General features: G+C 60.4%; 24 protein-coding genes. 20 read left to right on the plus strand and 4 right to left on the minus strand.

Going from position 1 to position 22,438, the window contains the following annotated elements; all coding sequences use genetic code 11:
• Positions 1-4: 4 nt before the first annotated feature.
• The 14 genes from prmC to D3791_RS14470 all read left to right on the plus strand — a co-directional run bounded on the left by prmC (position 5) and on the right by D3791_RS14470 (position 12,143).
• Positions 5-895: a peptide chain release factor N(5)-glutamine methyltransferase gene (gene prmC / locus D3791_RS14405; RefSeq protein WP_022876343.1), complete on the plus strand. Its 891-nt coding sequence runs from the start codon at positions 5-7 to the stop codon at positions 893-895.
• A 12-nt stretch (positions 896-907) separates the two neighbouring features.
• Positions 908-1,591 carry an L-threonylcarbamoyladenylate synthase gene (locus tag D3791_RS14410; RefSeq protein ID WP_022876342.1) on the plus strand — a complete coding sequence of 228 codons (684 nt, stop codon included), beginning with the start codon at positions 908-910 and terminating at the stop codon, positions 1,589-1,591.
• Entirely contained in the window at positions 1,588-2,706 is a 1,119-nt protein-coding gene (locus tag D3791_RS14415; protein WP_172512594.1) for an MraY family glycosyltransferase, read from the plus strand. Before D3791_RS14410 ends, D3791_RS14415 begins: the two co-directional genes overlap by 4 nt.
• Before the next feature lie 166 nt (positions 2,707-2,872).
• Positions 2,873-3,307 (plus strand): hypothetical protein, encoded by a 435-nt coding sequence (locus D3791_RS14420; protein WP_172512595.1) that lies wholly within the window; start codon positions 2,873-2,875, stop codon positions 3,305-3,307.
• 286 nt (positions 3,308-3,593) lie between these two features.
• Entirely contained in the window at positions 3,594-4,385 is a 792-nt protein-coding gene (gene atpB / locus D3791_RS14425) for a F0F1 ATP synthase subunit A (protein ID WP_081638167.1), read from the plus strand.
• Positions 4,386-4,482: 97 nt separating this feature from the next.
• Positions 4,483-4,695: an ATP synthase subunit C gene (locus tag D3791_RS14430; RefSeq protein WP_028268761.1), complete on the plus strand. Its 213-nt coding sequence runs from the start codon at positions 4,483-4,485 to the stop codon at positions 4,693-4,695.
• 80 nt (positions 4,696-4,775) lie between these two features.
• Entirely contained in the window at positions 4,776-5,330 is a 555-nt protein-coding gene (locus D3791_RS14435; RefSeq protein WP_022876337.1) for a F0F1 ATP synthase subunit B, read from the plus strand.
• Positions 5,330-6,142, plus strand: coding sequence for a F0F1 ATP synthase subunit delta (locus D3791_RS14440; RefSeq protein ID WP_022876336.1), 813 nt, complete (start codon positions 5,330-5,332; stop codon positions 6,140-6,142). The genes D3791_RS14435 and D3791_RS14440 overlap by 1 nt, the downstream gene beginning before the upstream one ends.
• Positions 6,143-6,265: 123 nt before the next feature.
• Positions 6,266-7,903 (plus strand): F0F1 ATP synthase subunit alpha, encoded by a 1,638-nt coding sequence (gene atpA / locus D3791_RS14445; protein ID WP_172512596.1) that lies wholly within the window; start codon positions 6,266-6,268, stop codon positions 7,901-7,903.
• 75 nt (positions 7,904-7,978) lie between these two features.
• Positions 7,979-8,872, plus strand: a complete 894-nt coding sequence (locus D3791_RS14450; protein WP_022876334.1) for a F0F1 ATP synthase subunit gamma — start codon at positions 7,979-7,981, stop codon at positions 8,870-8,872.
• Between the two features lie 36 nt (positions 8,873-8,908).
• Entirely contained in the window at positions 8,909-10,357 is a 1,449-nt protein-coding gene (atpD, locus tag D3791_RS14455; protein ID WP_022876333.1) for a F0F1 ATP synthase subunit beta, read from the plus strand.
• Positions 10,358-10,359: 2 nt separating this feature from the next.
• Positions 10,360-10,629 (plus strand): F0F1 ATP synthase subunit epsilon, encoded by a 270-nt coding sequence (locus tag D3791_RS14460; protein ID WP_022876332.1) that lies wholly within the window; start codon positions 10,360-10,362, stop codon positions 10,627-10,629.
• A gap of 8 nt (positions 10,630-10,637) precedes the next feature.
• Entirely contained in the window at positions 10,638-11,066 is a 429-nt protein-coding gene (locus tag D3791_RS14465) for a DUF2550 domain-containing protein (RefSeq protein WP_022876331.1), read from the plus strand.
• 138 nt (positions 11,067-11,204) lie between these two features.
• Positions 11,205-12,143 carry an NAD-dependent epimerase/dehydratase family protein gene (locus D3791_RS14470; RefSeq protein WP_172512597.1) on the plus strand — a complete coding sequence of 313 codons (939 nt, stop codon included), beginning with the start codon at positions 11,205-11,207 and terminating at the stop codon, positions 12,141-12,143.
• 8 nt (positions 12,144-12,151) lie between these two features.
• On the opposite strand, the gene D3791_RS14475 is transcribed toward D3791_RS14470, so the two are convergent.
• The 3 genes from D3791_RS14475 to nucS all read right to left on the minus strand — a co-directional run bounded on the left by D3791_RS14475 (position 12,152) and on the right by nucS (position 14,958).
• Positions 12,152-13,360, minus strand: a complete 1,209-nt coding sequence (locus D3791_RS14475; protein ID WP_022876330.1) for an N-acetylglucosamine-6-phosphate deacetylase — start codon at positions 13,358-13,360, stop codon at positions 12,152-12,154.
• Positions 13,361-13,438: 78 nt separating this feature from the next.
• Positions 13,439-14,161, minus strand: coding sequence for a DUF4126 domain-containing protein (locus D3791_RS14480; protein ID WP_172512598.1), 723 nt, complete (start codon positions 14,159-14,161; stop codon positions 13,439-13,441).
• 101 nt (positions 14,162-14,262) lie between these two features.
• Positions 14,263-14,958 carry an endonuclease NucS gene (gene nucS / locus D3791_RS14485; protein WP_172512599.1) on the minus strand — a complete coding sequence of 232 codons (696 nt, stop codon included), beginning with the start codon at positions 14,956-14,958 and terminating at the stop codon, positions 14,263-14,265.
• A 59-nt stretch (positions 14,959-15,017) separates the two neighbouring features.
• On the opposite strand from nucS, the gene D3791_RS14490 reads away from it, so the two are divergent.
• The gene (locus tag D3791_RS14490) at positions 15,018-15,368 is read left to right on the plus strand and encodes a hypothetical protein (RefSeq protein WP_082689299.1); all 351 of its coding nucleotides are present in this window, start codon (positions 15,018-15,020) and stop codon (positions 15,366-15,368) included.
• Positions 15,369-15,375: 7 nt separating this feature from the next.
• On the opposite strand, the gene D3791_RS14495 is transcribed toward D3791_RS14490, so the two are convergent.
• Entirely contained in the window at positions 15,376-16,692 is a 1,317-nt protein-coding gene (locus D3791_RS14495) for an AI-2E family transporter (protein ID WP_172512600.1), read from the minus strand.
• Positions 16,693-16,853: 161 nt separating this feature from the next.
• On the opposite strand from D3791_RS14495, the gene D3791_RS14500 reads away from it, so the two are divergent.
• The 5 genes from D3791_RS14500 (at position 16,854) to D3791_RS14520 (ending at position 22,391) form a co-directional block, all read left to right on the plus strand.
• Positions 16,854-18,572 (plus strand): hypothetical protein, encoded by a 1,719-nt coding sequence (locus tag D3791_RS14500; RefSeq protein ID WP_172512601.1) that lies wholly within the window; start codon positions 16,854-16,856, stop codon positions 18,570-18,572.
• Between the two features lie 5 nt (positions 18,573-18,577).
• Entirely contained in the window at positions 18,578-19,489 is a 912-nt protein-coding gene (locus tag D3791_RS14505; RefSeq protein ID WP_172512602.1) for a co-chaperone YbbN, read from the plus strand.
• A 120-nt stretch (positions 19,490-19,609) separates the two neighbouring features.
• The gene (locus tag D3791_RS14510) at positions 19,610-20,374 is read left to right on the plus strand and encodes an ABC transporter ATP-binding protein (RefSeq protein ID WP_172512603.1); all 765 of its coding nucleotides are present in this window, start codon (positions 19,610-19,612) and stop codon (positions 20,372-20,374) included.
• A complete protein-coding gene (locus D3791_RS14515) occupies positions 20,350-21,915 on the plus strand; it encodes a hypothetical protein (protein WP_022876322.1) in 1,566 nt (521 codons plus the stop codon). Before D3791_RS14510 ends, D3791_RS14515 begins: the two co-directional genes overlap by 25 nt.
• A 224-nt stretch (positions 21,916-22,139) precedes the next feature.
• Positions 22,140-22,391, plus strand: a complete 252-nt coding sequence (locus D3791_RS14520) for a DUF3039 domain-containing protein (protein ID WP_022876321.1) — start codon at positions 22,140-22,142, stop codon at positions 22,389-22,391.
• The last annotated feature ends 47 nt before the right edge of the window (positions 22,392-22,438 follow it).

The following is a 22,438-nucleotide window of genomic DNA, read 5'->3' on the forward strand; positions in this document are numbered from 1 at the left end:
CGCCTTGGAAAAACTGACTGCCGTTCGCCTCGCGGCGGTGGCGGCGCTGTCCAACGCCGGGGTGCCGAGCCCCGGCGTTGACGCCGACCTGTTGCTCTGCCATGTGCTGGGCATCAGCCGCTCCGAACTGAAACTGCGTGAACTGCGCGGCGACGGGTTCCAGGGCGATCAGCGCGAGCAGTTCACCGCGCTGGTGGCCGCCCGCCGCACCCGGATACCCCTGCAGCACCTGACCGGCGTGGCGCATTTCCGCTACCTCGAGCTCAAGGTGGGACCGGGGGTCTTCACCCCGCGTCCGGAAACCGAATCCGTGGTGCAGCTGGGCCTGGATTTCGTAGCTGAGCAGGGGATCGATGGGCCCAAGTGCATCGATTTGTGCTCCGGGTCCGGGGCCATCGCAGCCTCGCTGGCCAGCGAACTGCCCGGTTCCACGGTGTGGGCGGTGGAGCTCTCCGATGAGGCGGTCGGCTACACCCGCGCCAATTGCCTGCCGCACCAGGTCACCGTCCTGCATCAGGACGCCACGAATTTGCCTGCGGAACTTGATGGCACCATGGACCTGGTGGTCTCCAACCCTCCATATATCCCGCCGCATGCGATCCCGCGCGAAGCAGAAGTGCGCGACCACGACCCGCAGATGGCGCTCTATGGCTTGGGCGAGGACGGCCTGCAGATTCCCCGCGCCATCAGCGCCCAGGCGATGAAACTGCTGCGCCCCGGCGGATACTATGTGATGGAGCATGCCGAAGTGCAAAAGGATTCGGCCGCGGCCATGCTGCGCGAGGCCGGATTCGAGCGCGTGGCAGGCCATGAAGACTTGACCGGACGGGCGCGCGCCACATCCGGCTACGCACCACACCGAGAACCAGTACCACCGACGACCAACCGTGCATGAAAGAATGATCCCGTGAGCACAAGATTTTTGGTAAGCAACGAGCAGGAACACGCAGCGGGCATCACCGCAGCCAAAGCTGCCCTGGCGGACAGACGATGCATCGTTTTGCCCACCGATACTGTCTACGGGATCGGAGCCGACGCCTTCAGCGCCCAGGGCGTAGCCATGCTGCTGGCCGCCAAGGGACGCGGCCGCACAATGCCGCCACCGGTCCTCATCGCGCAAACCGCCACCATGGATGGGTTGGCTCGCGACATTCCTGATGCCGCACGCAAGCTCGCCGAGGCTTTTTGGCCCGGCGGCCTGACGCTGATCCTGCAGGCGCAGCCTTCGCTGACCTGGGACCTGGGGGAGACCCGGGGAACGGTGGGCCTGCGCGTGCCCAATGATGACACCGCCTTGGAACTGCTGCGCGAAACCGGTCCGCTGGCTGTCTCGTCGGCCAACCGCACCGGACAACCGGCAGCCCTGGACGTTGATTCGGCCATGGAGCAGCTGGGCGAATCCGTCGACGTATATCTCGACGGCGGTTCGCGCGGCGAGAGCGCGGAGGACACCTTGCCATCGACGATTATCGATTGCACCGGCGAACACCTCAAGGTCGTCCGCTCAGGTGCTATCTCCATCGAGGAACTGCGCGTGGTCGTCCCCGAAGTGCTCGACTTGGGACAGGATGCCCCAGGTCTGGACGCATGAGAATATACCTGCTGCTTATCGCCTTCAGCTTCACAGCTTCGTATCTGCTGACCCCAATGGTTCGTTCCCTGGGGGAGCGTTTCACCGCTAACCAGATGCTGCGCGAACGCGATCAGCACCGGGCGCCCATCGTGAAATTCGGTGGCGTCGCTATGATCGCTTCCTTCGCGATGGGCATTTGGCTGGCCAGCAACTTCCACTTCTTCCGCGGCGTTTTCGGCGGGCAGGCCATCCAAGGACTGTGCCTGGCGTTGCTGGTCATCGTGATCCTGGGCCTGGCCGATGACATGTTCGATCTGCGCTGGTGGATCAAGCTCTTGGGGCAGATCCTGATTGGCTGGCTGATGGCCACCCACGGGGTTCTGATCCAATCGCTGCCCGTGGGCTCCTGGCGCATCGATGAACAATGGCTGCAGGTTGTAGTCACGATCTTCTTGGTTGTCCTGACGATGAATGCGATCAACTTCTCCGATGGGCTGGACGGGCTGGCAGCCGGCCTGGCGGCCATCGGCGCGGCGACCTTCTTCGTCTACTCCTATGTGCTGGCGACCCATGTGAGCGCCGACGACTATGCGAACCTCGGAGCCCTGCTCTGCGCGTTGCTGCTCGGCGCCTGCCTGGGATTCCTTCCGCACAACTTCAACCCTGCGAACATCTTCATGGGGGAGACCGGGGTGCTGGCCATCGGCTTGATCCTTTCGGTCTCCGCCATTGCCGTCACCGGCGATGTGCAGGGGCTCGAAGCCCGCCGCTTCCGCAACATCCCTGCGTACATGCCGATGCTCCTGCCAATGGTCATCGTCTTCCTACCAGTACTAGACCTTGTACTCTCGGTCTTCCGCCGGCTGGCCAACAAGCGCTCACCCTTTTCGCCGGACTCGAAGCACATCCATCACCGGATGCTGGCCCAAGGCCACTCGGTGCGCCGCGCAGTGATCTTGCTCTACCTGTGGGCGGCGGTGATCGCTGTGTCAGTGGTGTCCATCGCCTTCATTCCGGTCGTCCTGGTGATCCCATTGGCCTTGGTTCTCTTCTTGGCCGCGGCCATCGGAACATGGTGGCCACTGGTGGTTCGACGCGTTGGCGCGCTGCGCACGCGGCTAGGCAGCGAGTAGCTTTACCAATTGGTCAAGTAATCCACGAGCAAAGTCTTTCTATCTCGTGTAGAATTCAGAGTGGATCTTCTTCCGGGAGCTCTTTTGGGTGAGCGGAAGTTTCAAGTTTCATCAGCATCGTGGGTACACGATGGTCCCTCGGATTTGACGAAGAAAGGTTGCGGACGTGACTTCCAGTTCTGCCCGCGTCAGTACTTCGTCAGCTCCGAAATCCATCTGGTTGCCGATTCTGGCTTTGTCACTGGTGTATTCGCTGATCGCGACGGCCGCATTTTTCCTGATTTCGTGGTTGATCGCCGATCTTCGTTACGCACTGTCGGGTGCATTAGCTGCCGGGGTGGTCATTGGCTTCTTTGCCATTGGCATTTTGGTCGCCGAAGCTGCGGGACGGATTCGCCGCACGTGGGCTATGCCTGCGTTTTTGGGCGCATATGTCATCAAGGTTTTTGGTATCGCCTTCGTGTTGTTGATCCTGGGTTTGCCCGAATGGGTGAATCGCCAGGGATTCGTTCTTGCAGCAGCAATCTCACTCGTTGCCTGGCAGGTTGGTGAAGTCAGGGCCTTCATGAAGGCCCGGCTGGCAATCTACAACGAGGACTAGGGAGTACCGGCCGGCGAACGTGTCGGAAGGATGCTGTGAGTTTGATAAGCTTACTACGGGTCATTTTTAGCTGAGCGCTCAATTGCGTGAGGCTGGATACAAATGCGCTTGCAGGGAAACCTGCAGGTGGCACCTCATCAGGGTTGATGCCTCCGGCAACAGCTGAGATGGGATCCCCGTTTGATCTTTTCTTCACACGGTGAGAGGCAGTTTCCGCCAGTCACCGCCTTTTGCCCGTGACCGTTACTGCAGAGAGGACAGCGCGTTGTTCGCGTTTGCGCTCCCAATGGCCTCAGAAGAAGGCGGCTTCATTCCGCCATCGGTGTCCGATACCCACCTCCCAGAGATTTTCCCTTGGGCAGCTGAGTACGGCACCGGTTTCGGCAAGCAGATGCTCATGATCGTTTTGTCGATCGCGCTCATCTCTTGGTTCTTCACCACGGCCATCAAGAACCCGAAGCTGGTTCCAGGCAAGATGCAGTACCTCGCTGAATCCGGTTACGCCTTCGTGCGTAACGGCATCGGCCGCGACATCATCGGCGAGAAGAACTTCCGCCCTTGGATTCCGCTGCTGTTCGCGACTTTCTTCTTCGTACTGCTCAACAACCTCTTCGGCGCGATTCCGTTCTTGCAGCTTCCATCGTTCTCACACGCTGGTTCTGCATACGCGATGGCCATCATCATCTACGGCACCTGGATTGCTGTAGGTCTGAAGAACCACGGTATCCGCTTCTTCAAGCTAGCTGTCACCCCAGCCGGTGTCAGCCCAGTGATGTTGATTCTGCTGGTGCCGTTGGAAATCATTTCTAACTTCATTGTTCGCCCGCTGACGCACTCGCTGCGTCTGATGGCAACGATGCTGGCAGGCCATATCATTGTGATGCTGGCTGCTTCAGGTGCACGCCACTTGATCGTCGTACAGGATTCGCTGGCACTGAATGGTGTTGGTGTTCTGGTAATCGCCGGTTCCGTGGCTATGTACTTCCTCGAATTGTTGATCATGGTTCTGCAGGCGTTCGTGTTTACGCTGCTGACCGCGATCTACATCCAGGGTGCAATTGAAGCTGACGCCCACTAGGCCATTTCTTATTTACTAAATCCCAAAAGTTCTTCCTTGAAGCATTCAAGGAAAACCTCACAACCTACCGGCAAGAAGCCGGTATCTTGAAAGGAAAATTCGCATGAGCGGCTCCCTGAACATGATCGGTTACGGTCTGGCAGCAATTGGTTCGGCAATCGGCGTGGGCTTGATCTTCGCTGCGTACATCAACGGCGTTGCACGTCAGCCAGAAGCACAGCGCATCCTGCAGCCAATCGCAATGCTCGGCTTCGCACTTGCTGAAGCACTGGCCATCCTTGGCCTGGTTTTCGCCTTCGTTATCAAGTAAGTCCTTCCCGGCTGTAGTGGCCTCGCCACTATCGCGAGGCATACACACAAGTGGAAACTAATAGATAAGGAATGGTGAGAATGAATAGCACTGACTTCATCCTCGCTGCGGAAGAATCGGTCAATCCGCTGATGCCGAACCCGTGGGAAATTCTCGTCACGGGCGTTGGCTTCGCGGTTCTCCTTTTCATCGTCATCAAGGTCATCGCTCCTAAGTTCGAGCAGGCCTATGAAGATCGCGTCACCGCGATCGAAGGTGGTCTTGAGAAGGCAGAGGCAGCGCAGAAGGAAGCAGAGGAGACCTTGGCGCAGTACAAGGCCCAGCTTCTGGAAGCACGCACCGAAGCAAACCGCATCCGCGAGGAAGCTCGCAGCGAAGGCGCTCAGATCCTCGAAGATCTGAAGACCAAAGCAACCGACGAGGCTACTCGCATCAGCGAGCAGGCTCAGCGTCAGATCCAGGCAGAGCGCGCAGCTGCTCTGTCCTCGCTTCGCACCGACGTGGGCACCTTGGCCACCGAGCTTGCAAGCAAGGTTGTTGACGAAGCTCTGAAGGACGATGCCCGTGCACAGCGCGTGGTTGATCAGTTCCTGAACGATTTGGAAGCTCAGCAGAACGCAGGTGCATCGAACTAATGGCAAGTGTATCGAGCGAGTCATTGGCAAAGGCCTTGGAGTTCTTGGAACCCAAGTTGGCACTGGCATCTATTGAGCTGCCAAAGGAACTGTTCGCGGTCCTGGAAGTACTGGATGCAAATGCCGGTCTTCGCCGAGCATTGACTGATCCAGCCCGTGAAGATGCCGAAAAGGCAGGCCTTCTGGCCCAGCTGTTGCGCGGAAAGGTCTCGGCTGACGCCGAGGACACCGTTGCCCAGTTGGCTTCAACCCGCTGGAGCTCGGAACGCGACATTAGCGATGCGCTCGAAACGCTGGCAGTTACTGCGGTGACCGCAGTGGCTGAACAGCAGGACGGCGCTTCAGGGCTGAACAAGCTGGAGCAGGATCTGTTCTCCTTCATCGAGGTAGTTCGTGGCAACCACGAACTGCAGCGTGCGTTGGATGATGCACAGGCCCCAGTTGAAGCTAAGCGCGCTCTTGCGCTCAAGCTTGTGCCTAACGCGTCGCAGACCTCGCAGGTTTTGATCTCCCAGGCAGTTTCGAACCCACGCGGTTTGAAGCCGGCAACCCTGGTTGAGCGTTTTGTTGAACTTGTCGCTAAGCGCCAACAGCGCTGGATCGCTTCGGTGACCAGCACGGTGGAGCTTTCCGAGGCTCAGCGTTCGCGCCTGGAGACCAGCCTGAACAAGCTATACGGTCGTCAGCTCAAGCTCAACACCGCTATCGACCCATCGCTGGTCGGTGGACTGGTAGTAAAGGTTGGCGACGAAGTTGTCGACGCTTCCGTGGCATCGCGCGTGGCCGATTTGCGCCGCGCACTGGCTAGCTAGGACTTTTGCCAGGAGCTAGCCTCCTGGCAAAAGTTCCGGTTCGCCGGGACCAACACAGACTTCATTCACATCGATCCACCATTCTTGAGGGTGGATCACAATTTAGGAGAGCAGGGACTGCAGATGGCCGATTTGACCATCAATGCCAACGACGTCCGCAATGCCCTAAACGAGTTCGCATCTTCCTACGAACCGGGTAAGGCAGAGCGCACCGAGGTGGGACGCGTCGTCGCCGCGAGCGACGGCATCGCCAGAGTGGAAGGTCTTCCTTCCGTTATGGCCAACGAGTTGCTGAAGTTCGAAGATGGCACCCTGGGCCTGGCCCAGAACCTCGATACCCGTGAAATCGGTGTCGTTGTGCTTGGTGACTTCACCGGCATCGAAGACGGCCAGAAGGTAGAGCGCACCGGCGAGATCCTTTCGGTTCCAGTCGGCGACGGCTACCTCGGCCGCGTTGTTGACCCACTGGGCGAGCCAATGGATAACCTTGGCCCAATCGAGTCCGAGGGCCGCCGTGCCCTGGAACTCCAGGCACCAGGCGTGACCCAGCGCAAGAGCGTTCACGAACCAATGCAGACCGGTCTGAAGGCTATCGACGCCATGATCCCGATCGGCCGTGGCCAGCGTCAGCTGATCATTGGCGACCGCCAGACCGGTAAGACCGCCATCGCGGTTGACACCATCTTGAACCAGCGTGATAACTGGGCAACGGGCGACGAGACCAAGCAGGTTCGCTGCGTCTACGTGGCAATCGGCCAGAAGGCATCGACCATCGCTGCCGTACGCCAGACCCTCGAAGAGCAGGGTGCACTGGAATACACCACCATCGTGGCTTCCCCAGCATCTGACCCAGCAGGCTTCAAGTACTTGGCACCATACGCAGGCTCGGCTATCGGCCAGCACTGGATGTACGGTGGCAAGCACGTTCTGATCGTCTTTGATGATCTGTCCAAGCAGGCTGAAGCTTACCGCGCCGTGTCGCTGCTGCTGCGCCGTCCGCCAGGACGCGAAGCATACCCAGGTGACGTCTTCTACCTGCACTCCCGCCTGCTTGAGCGTTGCGCCAAGCTGTCGGACGAGCTCGGTGCAGGTTCGATGACTGGTCTTCCAATCATCGAGACCAAGGCAAACGACGTGGGCGCGTTCATCCCGACCAACGTTATCTCGATCACCGACGGCCAGATCTTCTTGCAGTCGGACCTGTTCAACGCCAACCAGCGTCCAGCTGTCGACGTGGGTATCTCGGTATCCCGCGTTGGTGGTTCGGCACAGGTCAAGGCCATGAAGAAGGTCTCCGGTACTTTGAAGCTTGAATTGGCTCAGTACCGCGACATGCAGGCATTCGCCATGTTCGCTTCGGATCTGGATGCCGCTTCCAAGCAGCAGCTGACCCGTGGTGCACGCCTGATGGAACTGCTCAAGCAGGGCCAGTACACCCCATACGCTGTTGAGGATCAGGTCGTTTCGATCTGGGCCGGCACCAACGGTTACCTGGACGATGTCCCGGTTGAGGACGTACGCCGCTTCGAAGCTGAGTTCATCGACTACCTGCGTCACCGCACCGACGTTCTGACCGTTATCGGCCAGACCGGCAAGCTGGAGAACGAGACCTTGGAAGCCATGAAGTCCGGCATCGCCGACTTCAAGGCAGGCTTCTTCGGTGCAGGCAGCGATCAGCTGGTTGCCGCTGGCCACGAAGAGCACGACGCTCTGAACGCCGAGTCCGTTGACCAGGAACAGATCGTCAAGCAGAAGCGCTGACACATTCCTTGCTGAGGGGGAGCGGCGCCGGTAACGGCGCCGCACCCCCGCAGTAGGAATAAGGAAAGGACACACATGGGAGCCCAGATTCGGGTCTACCGCCAGAAGATCGGATCGACCAAGTCGATGCGCAAGATCTTCAAGGCGATGGAACTGATCGCTGCATCCCGCATTGGCAAGGCACGTACGCGTGTCGCGGCATCACTGCCATACGCCAATGCGATTACCCGTGCAGTAACCGCCGTCTCGTCCCAGGCCGATGTTGAACACCCACTGACCACCGAGCCGGCGCAGGTACGCCGTGCCGCGGTCTTGGTGATGACTTCGGACCGAGGACTTGCCGGGTCCTACTCCGCCAGCGTTCTGAAGCAGGCAGAGCACCTCGTGGAACTCCTGCGTGAAGAAGGCAAAGAAGTTAAGACCTACTTGGTCGGCCGCAAGGCACAGGCTTACTTTGATTTCCGTTCACGCGAGTACGCAAGAGTGTGGACCGGGGAAACTGATTCCCCGCGTTTCGAAACCGCACACGAGCTGCGCGACGTCCTCCTAGAGGACTTCAACACCGATTTCGAAGAGGGTGGCGTCGAAGAAATTCACGTCGTTTACACCCAGTTCAAGTCGATGGTCACGCAGGAACCGACGGTCATCCGTCTGTTGCCGTTGGAGGTTGTCGAGGATGAATCCGAGACTCCAACCGACGAGCTGTTGCCACTGTACGAGTTTGAGCCATCGGCGGAAGAAGTGCTTGACGCGCTGCTTCCTCGGTACATCGAGTCTCGACTGTTCAACTGCCAGCTGCAGTCCGCAGCCTCCGAGCTTGCTGCACGCCAGCGGGCAATGAAGGCCGCAGGCGACAACGCAGGCGAACTGATCAAGAAGTACACACGATTGCTTAACAATGCCCGTCAGGCTGAAATCACCCAGGAGCTTTCGGAAATCATCGCCGGCGCCGACGCGCTGAACAGCTAATTTCCCAAGACTCCGACCAGACAAGAAGTGAGAAAGATGACTGCCCAACTCAACGAGCAGGTTACCGCAGGGGCCATCGGTCGCATCGCGCGCGTGACTGGCCCGGTCGTGGACGTCGAGTTCCCAGCCGATGCACTGCCTGCTATCTACAACGCACTGACCGCTGAGCTGACCCTCAACGGCGAAACCAAGACCGTTACCTTCGAAACCAGCCAGCACCTCGGTGAGGGCCTGGTTCGCGCGGTATCGCTGCAGGCCACCGACGGCCTGGTTCGCGGCACCTCTGTGAAGGACACCGGCGCTGCTATCTCCGTCCCAGTAGGCGACGGCGTCAAGGGCCACATCTTCAACGTATTGGGCGACGCCCTGGACGTTGACAACTCGGAGATCCAGGTCACCGAGCGCTGGCCAATCCACCGCCAGCCACCGAAGTTCTCCGAACTCGAAGGCTCGACCGAGATGCTGGAAACCGGCATCAAGTCGATCGACCTTCTCACCCCATACATCAAGGGTGGAAAGATCGGCCTGTTCGGCGGCGCTGGTGTTGGCAAGACCGTTCTGATCCAGGAAATGATCACCCGTGTGGCACGTAACTTCGGTGGTACTTCGGTATTCGCCGGTGTGGGCGAGCGCACCCGTGAAGGCAACGACCTCTGGGTCGAAATGGATGAGGCCAACGTTCTGAAGGACACCGCCTTGGTGTTCGGCCAGATGGATGAGCCACCAGGAACCCGTCTGCGCGTGGCACTGTCCGCACTGACCATGGCGGAATACTTCCGCGATGTCCAGAACCAGGACGTGCTGCTGTTCATCGACAACATCTTCCGCTTCACCCAGGCCGGTTCCGAGGTGTCGACCCTTCTGGGCCGCATGCCTTCCGCCGTGGGTTACCAGCCGAACTTGGCCGATGAAATGGGTCTGCTGCAGGAACGCATCACCTCGACGAAGGGCCGCTCGATTACCTCGATGCAGGCTGTTTACGTCCCGGCCGATGACTACACCGACCCGGCTCCAGCAGCAACCTTCGCGCACTTGGATGCAACCACCGAACTGTCGCGTGAAATCGCTTCCCGTGGTCTGTACCCAGCAATCGACCCGCTGACCTCGACCTCGCGAATCCTTGATCCGCAGTACATCGGCCAGGCTCACTACGATGTCGCCATCCGCGTGAAGGCGATCCTGCAGAAGAACAAGGAACTGCAGGACATCATCGCGATCCTCGGTATCGACGAACTGGGCGAAGAGGACAAGATCGTCGTTGCCCGCGCACGTCGCATCCAGCAGTTCCTGTCGCAGAACACCTACACCGCAAAGCAGTTCACCGGTGTCGAGGGTTCGACCGTTGCCATCAAGGACACCATCGAAGGCTTCAAGGCCATTTGCGATGGCGACCTGGACCACATTGCAGAGCAGGCGTTCTTCAACGTCGGTGGTCTTGATGACGTTGAGCGCCAGTGGGCTGAGATCCAGAAGGCCAGCAAGTAACCATGGCCGAACTTCAGGTCGAAATCGTCGCGGCCGACCACTTCGTGTGGTCGGGCGCTGCGAAGCTGGTCAAAGCTCGCTCGGTAGACGGCGAGATCGGAGTTCTGCCCGGTCACGTTCCGATGCTGTCGGTGCTTGCCGCTGGGGATCTGGAAATCGAACCGGTTTCCGAGTCCCGCTTCTCGGTTCAGGTCGACGGGGGATTCTTCTCCGTTGAATCGGACCGCGTGGTGATCGTTGCTGACAACGCTGTGCTTGGTACCGCAGCGTAGGCGATGAATTGTTTGAGATAACCGCACCAGTTCTAATCGCGCTGCTGATCCTGATCGGCATCGCCATGTTCTTTGGCGCCATGGCTGTGCGTCGCATTCAATTGCGGCGCACGCTGGGCACCTTTGATGCCTCCATCCAGACTCCCCAGGGGAAATGGATGATGGTCATTGGCCGTTATGGGCCGGGACATGTAGATCTGTTGCGGTTTTTCTCTGTTTCACCGGTGCCGCGTTTCCAGCTCTCGCGCAGAGGCCTGGATATCACCGGCACCCGTCGTGCCACCGACGATGAAGCCTCGCGGATTCCGCCAGGATTCATCGTGGTGATGCTGACCCGGAACGGGGAAGAACTGCTGCTGGCCATGGACTACCGTGACTACACCGGTTTTTCCGCCTGGCTTGAAGCCGGGCCGATTGCCGGAAGCTGGCAGATCTAGAATTGCATACGAAGAGCCGCCGTTACCTGCGTAACGGCGGCTCTTTGGCGCATCCAGGCAATCTTGCTCAGCGGTGCCGCGATTGAGCCCTCGGCGATTACTCTAGGCGCTAGCCGCATCAGGTAGTTGACTGTGTGCATGGAGAAGATATTGGTTCTTGGCGGCACCGGGTGGCTGGGCCGGGAAATCACCCGGCAACTGTTGGCCGCAGGCAAGGACGTGACCTGCCTGGCTAGGGGACACTCCGGCGATGCAGTGCCCGGCGCTAAAGCGATATATGCCGATAGAACGCAACCTGATGCTTATGCTGCCGTCCAGCATGTGCCTTGGGATGACGTCATTGAGCTGTCCTACCATCCACAGGTCGTGGCCGGAGCGCTGGATGCGCTGTCCGGGAACGCCAAGCACTGGATATTGATTTCATCGATCTCGGTCTACAGCAACCTCGAGCAGCCGGGTGAAGCCGAAGACGCCGAAGTTTATGATCCGGTCGATTTGAGCCACTACGGCCATGCGAAGGTCGCTGCGTTACGCGCCAGCACCCAGGCTCTGGCCAACCGGCTGCTCATCGCCCGGCCTGGCCTGATCGCCGGGCCGGGGGACGGAAGCGACCGCTTTTCTTACTGGGTCACGGCGATGGCCAGAGCCGGCAACGAGCGGATACTTATCCCGGATCCCGAGGCGCGGTACGTGCAGGTCATCGACGTCCGTGACATCGCTGCATGGATCGTTGAGGCGAGCTCCAGACGGCTGACTGGAACCTGCAACGTCGTGGGCACCGCATATCCGTTCGCCCAGTTCCTGCGCAGCGCGGCAAAAGCGGTCGGGTATTCCGGACAGATGGTGATTGCCGATGATGACTGGCTGGTGCAGCGGGGCGTCAGCTATTGGGCAGGACCTCGCTCCTTGCCGCTGTGGATTCCCATTGACGACATCGGCTCCCGGCAACGGAGCAACAAGAAGTACCGGGAAACAGGAGGCGGCGAACGAAGCCTGGACCGGCCACGGCGATCAGGATTGAGCAGGGCCGAAGAATGCGAGCTTCTGGCCGATTTGGACAGCGGTCGCTCGCTATAAGAGCAGAATTACAGGAATTCGCCCTTGCGGATGGTCTGAACCAGCTGCAGATCCTCGTCAAGCACCAGCGCGTCCGCGGCAAATCCGTAATGCAGGGAACCGACCTCGTCGGCTAAACCGATCAGTGATGCCGGCACGCTCGTGGCCGAGCTGACAGCCTGTACCAGCGGAACTCCCGCGGCCACTGCTTGCTGCAGGATCTGCAGGAGCGTGGACGTGCCACCGGCCAGGGAATTGTCGCTGGCCAAGCGCGCTTGGGCATCAATCACGTTGACCTGTTGAGGACCTAGCGAATATTCTCCGTCGGCAAGTCCTGTAGCAGCCATCGAGTCGCTCACCAGCAATACGTTGTCGGCACCGACCAGGCGGTAGACCATGCGAACGGTATCGGGGGACAGGTGCACTCCGTCGGAGATCAATTCCACGAACGCATTGCGGTTGGCGGCCTCCTCCAGACAGGCAGCCACCGGTCCGGGCTCGCGATGATGCAATGGCGGCATGCCGTTGAACAGGTGCGTGACGGTTGGACGCTCGGTAAAGCCATCCACGCCAGCGCTGCGCAGCTCTTCGCGTGCGTAACGCAGCGAGTCAGCGGTGACTTCCGCGGAAGCGTTGGTATGGCCAAGGGACGGGATGACGCCGTGGGAGACCAGCTGCTCGATGAGCTCCTCGCTGCCCTCCAGCTCCGGAGCATAGGTCATGGTGCGCAACTGGCCGCGGCTGGCCGCGACAAGCTCGGTGACGAAGTCAGGATCAGGGCTTTGCAGGAATCGGGGGTCCTGGGCGCCGCAGCGCGCCTCGGAGAGGAACGGGCCCTCGGCGTGGATGCCTGCGATGGCCCCGGACTCGGCGAATTCGGCAAGCAGTTCGGCCGCTTCGAGCATGGAACGAGGTTCGGCGGTGACCAATGAGGCAAGCAGCGTTGTCGTGCCCGAACGGTGGAGGAACTCCAGCGCATCGGTGATGCTGGAATGATCCGGTGCTGAGAAATCCGCACCCAGGGCACCATGGTTGTGCAAATCGACCAGGCCCGGAATGATGGTGGCTCCGGAGGCCAGCTCGCGCACTTCATAGTCGGCTGCGTCGGGGCGGGCGGCAAAGTCGTCTTTGTTGCCAGCGAAGATGATGCGATCACCATCGACGGCAAGTACGCCATCGGTGACCTTCAGTCCATCGGAAATCAGGGTGGCGAAAAGGGCGTAACGCGTCGATGTCATGTTCCCAGCTTAGAAGACAGAACGCTGTGCGTCATCGAACACGCGAAAATGACCTTCTTGAGCCGCGAGGCACTTGTTCTAATCGACTTGTCCGGGGTCAGCGGCTAGCTGGCGCAAGGTGTGAATCGCGCCGGGGGACTGGCCTGGATCCTGATGTGATGCGCGCACGTGGCTGGCAGCTTGGCGCCCCTCGGAGACATTGCCGAACGTCTGCTTCAGGGCCCGGTAGGCCTTGCGGAACATCCGGTAGAGCAAGAAGCCGATAGCTATGGCTGCGATGCCCAGCAGGGCGGCGAGCACCGGAAGAAGCACGGCGGCGAGAACGAGTATCAGCGCGCCGAAATCCTCGATCAGGCTTCGAACCCATTGGGTGATGGGTTCCGGCACCACATTGCTGGCCGCAGTCACTGATGACTTGCCCAGGCTCACGGAAAGCGCCGATCCGGCTCCGAGCAACCCGGTCAGCACCGCAACCTCAACGCTGGAATTGGCGCCGAGCCCCACGCCCACCAGGGCGCCGAAGACCGGGCGCAGCCATACCGAGACGGTTTCCATGGACACGTTGATGAATGGGATCTTGTCCAGGCCCGCCTCGCCGATGGAGAGCACCGCGCAGATCCCCAGAACCCAGGGATTGGTGATGGACTCGGGAATCTGATCGGCCGTGGACGCGAGCCACTGCGGAGCGGTGTCAGGAATCAGCAGTCCGGCAAGGCCCAGTGCAAGGACCGTGAAATAAGGGCGCAGGCCCGCGGCGGAACCGCTGCCAATGGCCATGAGCGAAGCTGTCAGCGGATCCAAGGTTCCTCCTGGGCGGGACTGCTGGTTCCGTTCGGCACCAGAGTTGCAGGTAATGGTGCTGAACAGATTAGCAGTGAAAAGCCCGAAGGTGGATGCTGGGGCTAGAAGAGGCGCCCGGCGGAGTCATCGACACCGCGCATCGCGTCATAATCCAAAGTGAGGCAGCGAATTCCGCGATCCTCGGCCAGGGTGCGGGCCTGCGGCTTGATCTGCTGCGCGGCAAAGATTCCGGTCACCGGCTTCAGCAGCGGATCGCGGTTGAGCAGATCGAGGTAGCGGGTCAGCTGTTCGACGCCATCGATGTCCCCGCGGCGCTTGAGCTCCACCGCGACTGTGGCACCCTCGGCATCGCGGGCCAGGATATCCACCGGGCCGATCGCGGTCATGTATTCGCGGCGAATCAGCTTGTGGCCGTCGCCGAGCAATTCGATCTGTTCGGCCAGCAGGCGCTGGAGGTCGGCTTCGACGCCGTCCTTGATCAGCCCCGGATCGGTCCCCAGGATATGAGCCGAGTCGTGTTCGAAGCTGTGGAAGTTGATCGTCAGCTTGTCATCGGTCTTGGCGCTGGCCACCGTCCAGGTGGAAATGGCGCCCAGTGCCGCGGCATCCTCGCCTGGAGTTCCCTCATGAAGGGTCAGCGGCGGGTTCATCCAGTTCAGGGGCTTGTAGCTGCCGCCGTCGGAGTGGATGAGGACCGAGCCATCGGCCTTGACCATCACCAGGCGGGTCGCCAACGGAAGGTGGGCTCGAAGACGGCCCTCGTAATCTACTGAACACTTTGCAACCACTAAACGCACCTCACACACTTTACTAGCTGGTTGCGTGATGCGCGGGGAGATACGGCATGATTAATGACATGCCACGTTCAAACCGTCCGCGCCGTTCGAAGAGTTCCCGCCCCGGCAAGGCGCGGAATCATGACGAAGAATCAGAATATGAAGCCGGTGCCGACGACTGGTTGCAGCGAGCGCGCTTCGGCGTGGTGCGGCTGCAGGATGCGCCCGATGGGCAGTGGCATGTGCGCAGGATCGCCCCGCTGAATGCCAATAAGGTCTACACCTGCCCTGGCTGCAATCGGCAGATCGGCGTTGGGGTAGGGCATGTTGTCGCGTGGCGGGCCGATCATTGGTCCGGCGATGACGCAGCCGCTTCGGCACGACGCCATTGGCACCCGCACTGCTGGGACACCCGTTCCTACCGCTATTAGCAGCGAGCTAGCGGCGGTCTTGGCGCGCAATGAACACTTCGCGCAGCAGGATCATGGCGCTGGCCGCGACCGGGATCGCCATCAAGGCGCCGGTGACTCCGGCCAGGGTGCCACCGGCGATCACCGAGATCACCGCAACAGCGCCGGGAACCGCCACCGCGCGGCGCATGATGCGCGGAGAAACGAAGTAGGCCTCGACCTGCAGGTAGCCGAAGTAGCAGATGGCGTAGATCAGGGCGGTCTGCCAGCCCAGGGACAAGGTCACCAAGGTGACCAGGATTCCGGCAATCACTCCGCCAACCAGCGGAATGAACGCCAGCAGCGCGACCAGGAGGGTCAGCAGCGCGGTGAACGGAACACCGAGAATGGTCATGAGCAGCAAGGCAACGAGCGAGTTCAAAATCGCCACGGTCGCCTGGCCCATCACGTAGTTGCCCACCGAACGGGTAATGCGTTCGGCTAGCTCAGCGACTCGCGCGCGCTTGGAGCGCGGTGCCAGGCGAATGGAGAATCCCATCATGCCGGGCAACGAAGCCAGGAAGTAGATGGCAAGGACCAAGACGATCAGCACACCGAACATCGACTGGGCCACGGTTTGGGAGACGCCCAAAACGCCGCCAAAGACATTGGTCACCGCACCGGAATCTCCGAAGAATCGATTCACTTCGGTGGTCACGCGCTCGGACAGGGCATATTGCTGATCAATTTCCAAGACCCATTCGCTGTTCAGGAAATCAGCCACGATGTCCGGCGCCCGGGTAATGAAGGTGGTGATCTGGTTGACCAGCGTAGGAATGATCAGCGCCATGAAGCCGCCAAAGACCGCCAACATGCCAACCATCGTGGCGACCACCGCCAGCGGCCGTGACAGTCCGCGGCGCATCAGGAACCGGACCACCGGATCCAAGCCCAGGGCAATGAACAACGCGATGGCAATCCAGGTCAGCAGCGAACCCACGTTGGTTAGGACGTAGTAGCCGCCCAGAGCCAGCCCGACACCGATGGTGGCCAAGAAGCCCATGGAAATGGGATGCAAGGCAGGGAAGGGGTCGAAGGTTTCTTCTGAATGGTGCTCTGGTTCCTCGCCGAGGGCTGCGGTGCGTGCTGGAGTGCTGAACAATTTGGCCACGCTGGCGCTCAGCCGCTGCGTCCACGAACCATGCTCGGCGAGCCTCGGGTTCTCGGCGGGAACCTGCGCGCCTGGGATGCTTTCCGGGGAATTCACAGGTTCAGAGGTGCCTGGATGAGCGGAGGAAGAGGGCGCGCTGGCACGGTCCTCGGGATCGTGAGGATCGTGGTGCTGCCGCTGTTGATCTGGCTCCATGGCACCGAGCATATCGCGGGTTTGTGTCGAAATTGTGTTTCAAGACATTGAATGAAAAGGCCAATGAGCCACTTCACAGCGCAAGAACGGAACCATGTTCGCGCCGAACTCGTTAGACTTGGGAATGAACTGCAGTAAGACGTAGGCGAATAGGTGAACTCGTGCGAAAAGTAATCTCCGTGATCGCGATGCTACTGGGGGCTGCGGCCCTCGTAGTTGGCATCGGACAGAAGACCTTTTGGGCCCCGCCCGAAACGGTCACCGCTTCGATGCCGCAACTGGACGGCGAGGCGCCGCTGACATTGATCGAGTCCTCGGTCAATGATCCCAAGCTCGACCCGGTAGAACTGGTCATCAAGGGCAAGGGTGAATTCACCGCGTCCCTGGGCCGCAGCTATGACGTTGATGCTTGGGTCGGCAAGGCAGCCCACGTATCGGTCACCGGTATTGATACCGAAAACCACAAGATGCTTGCCGAACTGGACAAGGGCGAGGCACAGGTGCCCAACCCAGCCGGCGACGACATCTTCTTCGATTCGCAAAGCGCCGATGGCACCATGACCTACCGCTGGACCGCTCCGGATTCCGGCGACTGGTCGCTGCTGCTGGCTGCCGGTGGAAAGGATGCCGCTCCAGTGGATATCTCCGTCACCTACGCCAATGATGACGCCATGCCATTTGCCCTGCCGCTGATCATTGCCGGCGCGCTGCTGCTGGTCTTCGGCCTGGCTCTGCTGGTGATGCGTCCTGGCAAGCCGAAGAATGGTGCCAATACCCAGCACTCGGTTGCCGCGGCAGCTGTCGTCGCACTGGCCCTGTCAGGTGTCAACCTGCCAATGCAGCCACAGGACGATGCCAGCGCTTCGCCTTCGGAATCCGCAGCTAAATCCGATGAGGCCAGCCAGAGCCCTTCCTCCTCGGCGCCTGCCGAAGAGTCCGGTTCCGCTTCGGCTTCTGCTTCGGAAAGCGAAAAGGAACCGACCGCGTTCCCTGTGCTCACCGAGGAGCAGCTGAAGAATGTCCTGGCTGACGTTCAAAAGCAGGTCGGCAACGCCGATGAGAAGAGCGACGTCAAGGCCTTGGACGCTCGCGCAGCTGGTGCCTTCAAGTACCTGCGCGGCAAGCGCTACGACATGCTCAAGGACGAGTTCAAGGTGGACAAGCCTCTGGCCTTGAATACCCAGGTTTTGCGTTCGGCCGCTGTGCCCAACACCAGCGAAGCCAAGTTCCCTCGCGTGATTTCCGTGGTCACCGCCAAGGACAACGACGCGAACACCCTGCCGCAGGCAATCACCTTGGTGCAGAAGAGCGCACGCGATAACTACAAGGTTGTTTTCGCTGGCCAGATGCTACCGAATTCCTCCTTCCCGGGCATCGCCGTGGGGGACCCAGCAACCAAGCAGCTGGATGCCAATGCCAAGGATCTGCAGATGACCCCGGAGAAGGCTCTGGAAGCCCTGGGTGACGTGCTGACCAACAAGGACTCGAAGCAGAAGGACAAGTTCGCTGAGTCCGAGTTCATCAAGGCCATCCACGCCGCGCAGAAGTCCGAGTCCGACAACGCCGATGAAGCCAAGGTGAGCTACAAGCGCACCGTGACCAAGGGTGATACCTACGTCGTATCCACCCCTGATGGCGGCGCCATCGTCGCCGGCAAGCTGGATAACAAAGCCCTGTTCGAGCGCACCGAAAACGCTGATCCGCTCAAGAGCAGCGATAAGCTGACCGAGCAGCTGCTGGGCTCCAGCTCTTCGAATGGCAATGTGGAAAGCACCTACGCTGAGCCAGTGATGTTCTACATCCCTGCTGATGGATCCGAAGACAAGATCCAGTTGATCTCCGCTGACCAAGTCCTGCTCGACGTGAAGGAAGTTGACTAGTACCTATGAGCGAAGAAAACATCCCATCAACCCGTGGCGCGGTAGACCTGTCGGCGTTGGCTAACCAGAACCCGCAGGCCACCGACACCACCGCTTCGGCTGCTGCCAGCTGGACCACCGGATTGGATGAGGCGGCCTTCCAGCAGTTCGTGGGCCTCTCCCAGAGTGTTCCTGCCATCGTGTCCCTGGGCTCGCCCCGGGTGCAGGTGTCAGCAGATCTTGATGCGGTGTTGCGCAAGCTGGTTGACGCCAAGGGTGGCAAGTTCGTTCTCGGTTTGGTGGATGCGGAAACCTATCCTCAAATCGCCCAGGCCTTCCAAGCCCAGCAGATTCCGATGGTTGTCGCCCTGATCAAGGGCCAGCCGGTGCCGTTGTTCCAGGGGCCGGCTGCCGAGGACCAGATCGTTCAGCTCTTCGGCCAGCTGGAACAGCTTGCCGTGCAGCAGGGGCTGTCCGGAACCGTGCCGCCATTCAGCGGGACTGCCACGGCCACCGAGCCTGAGCTGCCTCCGCTGCACCAGAAGGCCGTGGATGCCATCGATGCGGGGGACTACGCTGCCGCTGAGGCAGCCTACCTTGAAGCGCTCAATGAGAAGCCGAATGATCATGAGGCCCAGGTTGGCGTGTACCAGGTGCGCCTGCTCTCGCGCACGCAGAACCTTGAGCTGAACAAGTCTCGCGAGCTGGCCGCGCAGAATCCGGAGGACATTGCCGCGCAGCTGGATGTCGCCGATCTTGATGTGATCGGCGGCCACGTCGAGGACGCATTTGCCCGTCTGGTGTCGTTGATTTCGAAGCTGGCAGACGATGATCGTGAACGCGTTCGCCGTCGCCTCATCGAGCTCTATGCGGTGGTGGGCAACAGCGATCCTCGCGTCGCTGCCTCCCGCCAGAAGCTGGCGCGCGTGCTCTTCTGATTGCCACAGCTTCACCCAGCCTCGGCCGACAAGTGATCTTGTCGGCCGAGGCTTTTTTACACTCAGGTTTAATTCCAAAGGATGATGCCTATTGACTAGGGCTTTTGTTAGCCTGAAAGCATGAATCAGATCGCACTGGATATTCGCGGCCTCGCCAAGCAATTTGGCCCCAAGCTCGCAGTGGACAACGTCAGCCTGCAGGTGCCTGCCGGCTCCTTCTATGGCCTCGTTGGCCCCAACGGGGCCGGCAAAACAACCATGCTGTCCATGGCCACCGGACTGTTGCGGCCGGATGCCGGCCAGGCTCTGGTCAACGGCGTGGATATCTGGACGGACCCGCAGTCGGCCAAGGCGACCCTGGGCGTGCTGGCTGATGGCGTGCGCCAGTTTGACCGCCTGACCGGCCGCCAGCTGGTCACCTACTCGGGTCTTTTGCGGGGCATGGACCGCGCTGAAGTGGCCGAACGAACCGAAGATCTCTTGCGCGTCATGGATCTGAGCGGTGACGGCGACAAGCTGGTGGTGGACTATTCGGCCGGCATGACAAAGAAGATCACACTGGCTACTGCGATGATCCACTCGCCCAAGCTGCTGGTGCTCGACGAGCCTTTTGAGGCCGTTGACCCTGTATCCGCGGCGAATATCCGCGATATCCTCAACGACTACGTCGAATTCGGCGGCACGGTCATCGTCTCCTCGCACGTGATGGATCTCGTCCAACGCATGTGCTCGCACGTGGCCGTTATTGCCGGCGGCGTGCTCAAGGCGCAGGGCTCGGTAGAGCAGGTGCGCGGCGGCATGAGCCTGGAAGACCGGTTCGTGGATCTGGTCGGCGGACGAGCGAACAACGAGGGGCTGTCATGGTTGCGCACATCCTCAAACTGAAACTCCTGCTGCTGGCCAATGGCTTCAAGCGGTCGGTAGGCCAGCTGATCGGTGTCATCATCGGCGCGGTGTACGCCTTAGGGATGATCGTGATGCTCACGATCGCCGCCTGGTTCATGGCTTCCGAGACCGCGATCGACGCCGAGCTGAGCATCATCGTCGGTTCGCTGGTGGTCCTAGGCTGGGCGGTGATTCCACCGCTGCTCACCGGTGTTGATCTGACACTGGAGCCATCGCGATTTGTGCACTTCGGCATCCCGCAGAAGGTCCTGGGCCCGGCGCTGGTGCTCTCGGGGTTCATTTCGGTGCCAGCGATCCTGAGCATAATCGGGCTGATCGGCGGATCACTGATTTGGCGGCATGAACCGCTGGCCATGCCGGTGGCGGTGCTGGCCGCTATCGCCACTGCGGTGATGGCTGTTCTGGTGTGCCAGTATCTGACGATCATGGCCACCGCTCTGCGGGCCAAACGCCGTTTCCGCGAGCTGACCTTTGCGGTGCTGTTCCTGCTGCTGATTTGCCTGGGCCCGATCATCTCATCGATCGCCTCGGCCGCGAATAGCCTGCTGGATTTGATCGGCCCGATCTCCAACGTCCTGGCCTATACGCCGCTGGGTGCAGCGGCAGCCCTGCCCGGCGCGCTGGCCTACGGGAACTACCTGCAATTTTCCATCTGCCTGGTGCTCACCGTGGTCTACCTCGGTGGCCTGTACTGGCTGGTCACCCGGGCGACGGCACAAGCCACCGTGACTCCGCCGCCCGAACAGCGCGCAGCCAAGCAGAGCGGATTGGGCTTCTTCAAGTACGCTCCGGCGACTCCCGCAGGGGCGGTCGGCGCCCGCGCATTGACCTATTGGTTCAAGGATCCGCGCTATGCCATTGGCGTTCTGATGGTTCCGGTCCTGCCATTGATCTTCTGGTTCACCGGCAGCCAGTCGGGCAACTACACCATGATGTACCTGCTCGGCCCGATGATCGGCATCCTGCTCGGCTTCTCCATCTCCGCAGATATCTCCTATGACAACACCGCCTTTGCCCTGCATGTGCTCACCGGTGTGTCCGGACGTGCCGACCGCGCTGGACGAGCGATGGCCTGCTTTGCGCTATCGATCATCCCGGTGCTGGCCGCCGCGATCCTGCCGGGTGCCATTGCCGGGCAAGCGTGGAGAATCCCGGGGGATCTGGGGTTCTCGCTGGCCGCGCTGCTGATTGCCTTGGGTGTCGCTTCGGTGGCCTCGGCACGCTACACCTATGCGGTGCCGCTGCCCGGGGATAACCCGATGAAGACTCCGCCCGGTAATGGGCTGCGCGTGGCCGCGACCCAGTTGGCGACTATCGGCGTCATGGCGCTTTTGCTGCTTCCGGTGATGATCCCTTACCTCATGGGCTGGTTCCAGGAATCGCGCGGCCTCGGGTTCTTGACCTTGGGTATCGGGCTGGCGCTCGGCATCGGACTGCTCATCGGCGGCATTGCCTTGGGCGGCAAGTGGTATGAAAAGCGGGCCCCGGAATTGATGCAAGCCGTGATGCTCAACAAGTAGCAAGCATTCATCGCGAGACGACACGGAGCCAAGTGCCGGTGTGGAAATCCAGCACTTGGCTCCGTGTAGTTTTTGATGTTAAAACTCCGTGAATAATGCTGGGGGATTCGCGCTAAAAGCGCGCAGGTGATGGCGGTATGTCAGGGTTTTATCGGCCTGGATGTGGACAAGCTCCCACCCAGATCAGACCCACACAGCAGGTAAAACGTATTAGACTTGAAGGCATGGTGGAACAGTCTGAAGAAACCCGTGGTGGCACTGCGACGATCGAACGTACCGAGACAACTCAGAGTGTCGAGGCCGGCGATCACGAGCGTTTTGCCCACTACGTGCAGAAGGAAAAGATCATGGAGTCGGCGCTGTCCGGCGAACCAGTGATCGCTTTGTGCGGCAAGGTCTGGACCCCGGGCCGAGACCCGAAGAAGTTCCCGGTATGCCCTGAGTGCAAGGAAGTTTACGACTCCTTGATGGGGTAGTGCCCGAGATACACCAGCACTACTTCACACACTGCACGCGGCCGGGA

Source organism: Glutamicibacter mishrai (assembly GCF_012221945.1).
GTDB classification, from domain to species: domain Bacteria; phylum Actinomycetota; class Actinomycetes; order Actinomycetales; family Micrococcaceae; genus Glutamicibacter; species Glutamicibacter mishrai.

Excerpts from the sequence above, each read along its gene's own strand:
- D3791_RS14490 (WP_082689299.1), top strand. The coding sequence starts at position 15,018 with ATGCCACGTTCAAACCGTCCGCGCCGTTCGAAGAGTTCCCGCCCCGGC.
- atpA (WP_172512596.1), top strand. The coding sequence starts at position 6,266 with ATGGCCGATTTGACCATCAATGCCAACGACGTCCGCAATGCCCTAAAC.
- D3791_RS14460 (WP_022876332.1), top strand. The coding sequence starts at position 10,360 with ATGGCCGAACTTCAGGTCGAAATCGTCGCGGCCGACCACTTCGTGTGG.
- D3791_RS14495 (WP_172512600.1), bottom strand. The coding sequence starts at position 16,692 with ATGGAGCCAGATCAACAGCGGCAGCACCACGATCCTCACGATCCCGAG.
- D3791_RS14440 (WP_022876336.1), top strand. The coding sequence starts at position 5,330 with ATGGCAAGTGTATCGAGCGAGTCATTGGCAAAGGCCTTGGAGTTCTTG.
- D3791_RS14415 (WP_172512594.1), top strand. The coding sequence starts at position 1,588 with ATGAGAATATACCTGCTGCTTATCGCCTTCAGCTTCACAGCTTCGTAT.
- D3791_RS14450 (WP_022876334.1), top strand. The coding sequence starts at position 7,979 with ATGGGAGCCCAGATTCGGGTCTACCGCCAGAAGATCGGATCGACCAAG.
- D3791_RS14475 (WP_022876330.1), bottom strand. The coding sequence starts at position 13,360 with ATGACATCGACGCGTTACGCCCTTTTCGCCACCCTGATTTCCGATGGA.
- D3791_RS14435 (WP_022876337.1), top strand. The coding sequence starts at position 4,776 with ATGAATAGCACTGACTTCATCCTCGCTGCGGAAGAATCGGTCAATCCG.
- D3791_RS14510 (WP_172512603.1), top strand. The coding sequence starts at position 19,610 with ATGAATCAGATCGCACTGGATATTCGCGGCCTCGCCAAGCAATTTGGC.
- D3791_RS14520 (WP_022876321.1), top strand. The coding sequence starts at position 22,140 with ATGGTGGAACAGTCTGAAGAAACCCGTGGTGGCACTGCGACGATCGAA.
- D3791_RS14470 (WP_172512597.1), top strand. The coding sequence starts at position 11,205 with ATGGAGAAGATATTGGTTCTTGGCGGCACCGGGTGGCTGGGCCGGGAA.
- atpB (WP_081638167.1), top strand. The coding sequence starts at position 3,594 with ATGGCCTCAGAAGAAGGCGGCTTCATTCCGCCATCGGTGTCCGATACC.
- atpD (WP_022876333.1), top strand. The coding sequence starts at position 8,909 with ATGACTGCCCAACTCAACGAGCAGGTTACCGCAGGGGCCATCGGTCGC.
- D3791_RS14515 (WP_022876322.1), top strand. The coding sequence starts at position 20,350 with ATGGTTGCGCACATCCTCAAACTGAAACTCCTGCTGCTGGCCAATGGC.
- D3791_RS14505 (WP_172512602.1), top strand. The coding sequence starts at position 18,578 with ATGAGCGAAGAAAACATCCCATCAACCCGTGGCGCGGTAGACCTGTCG.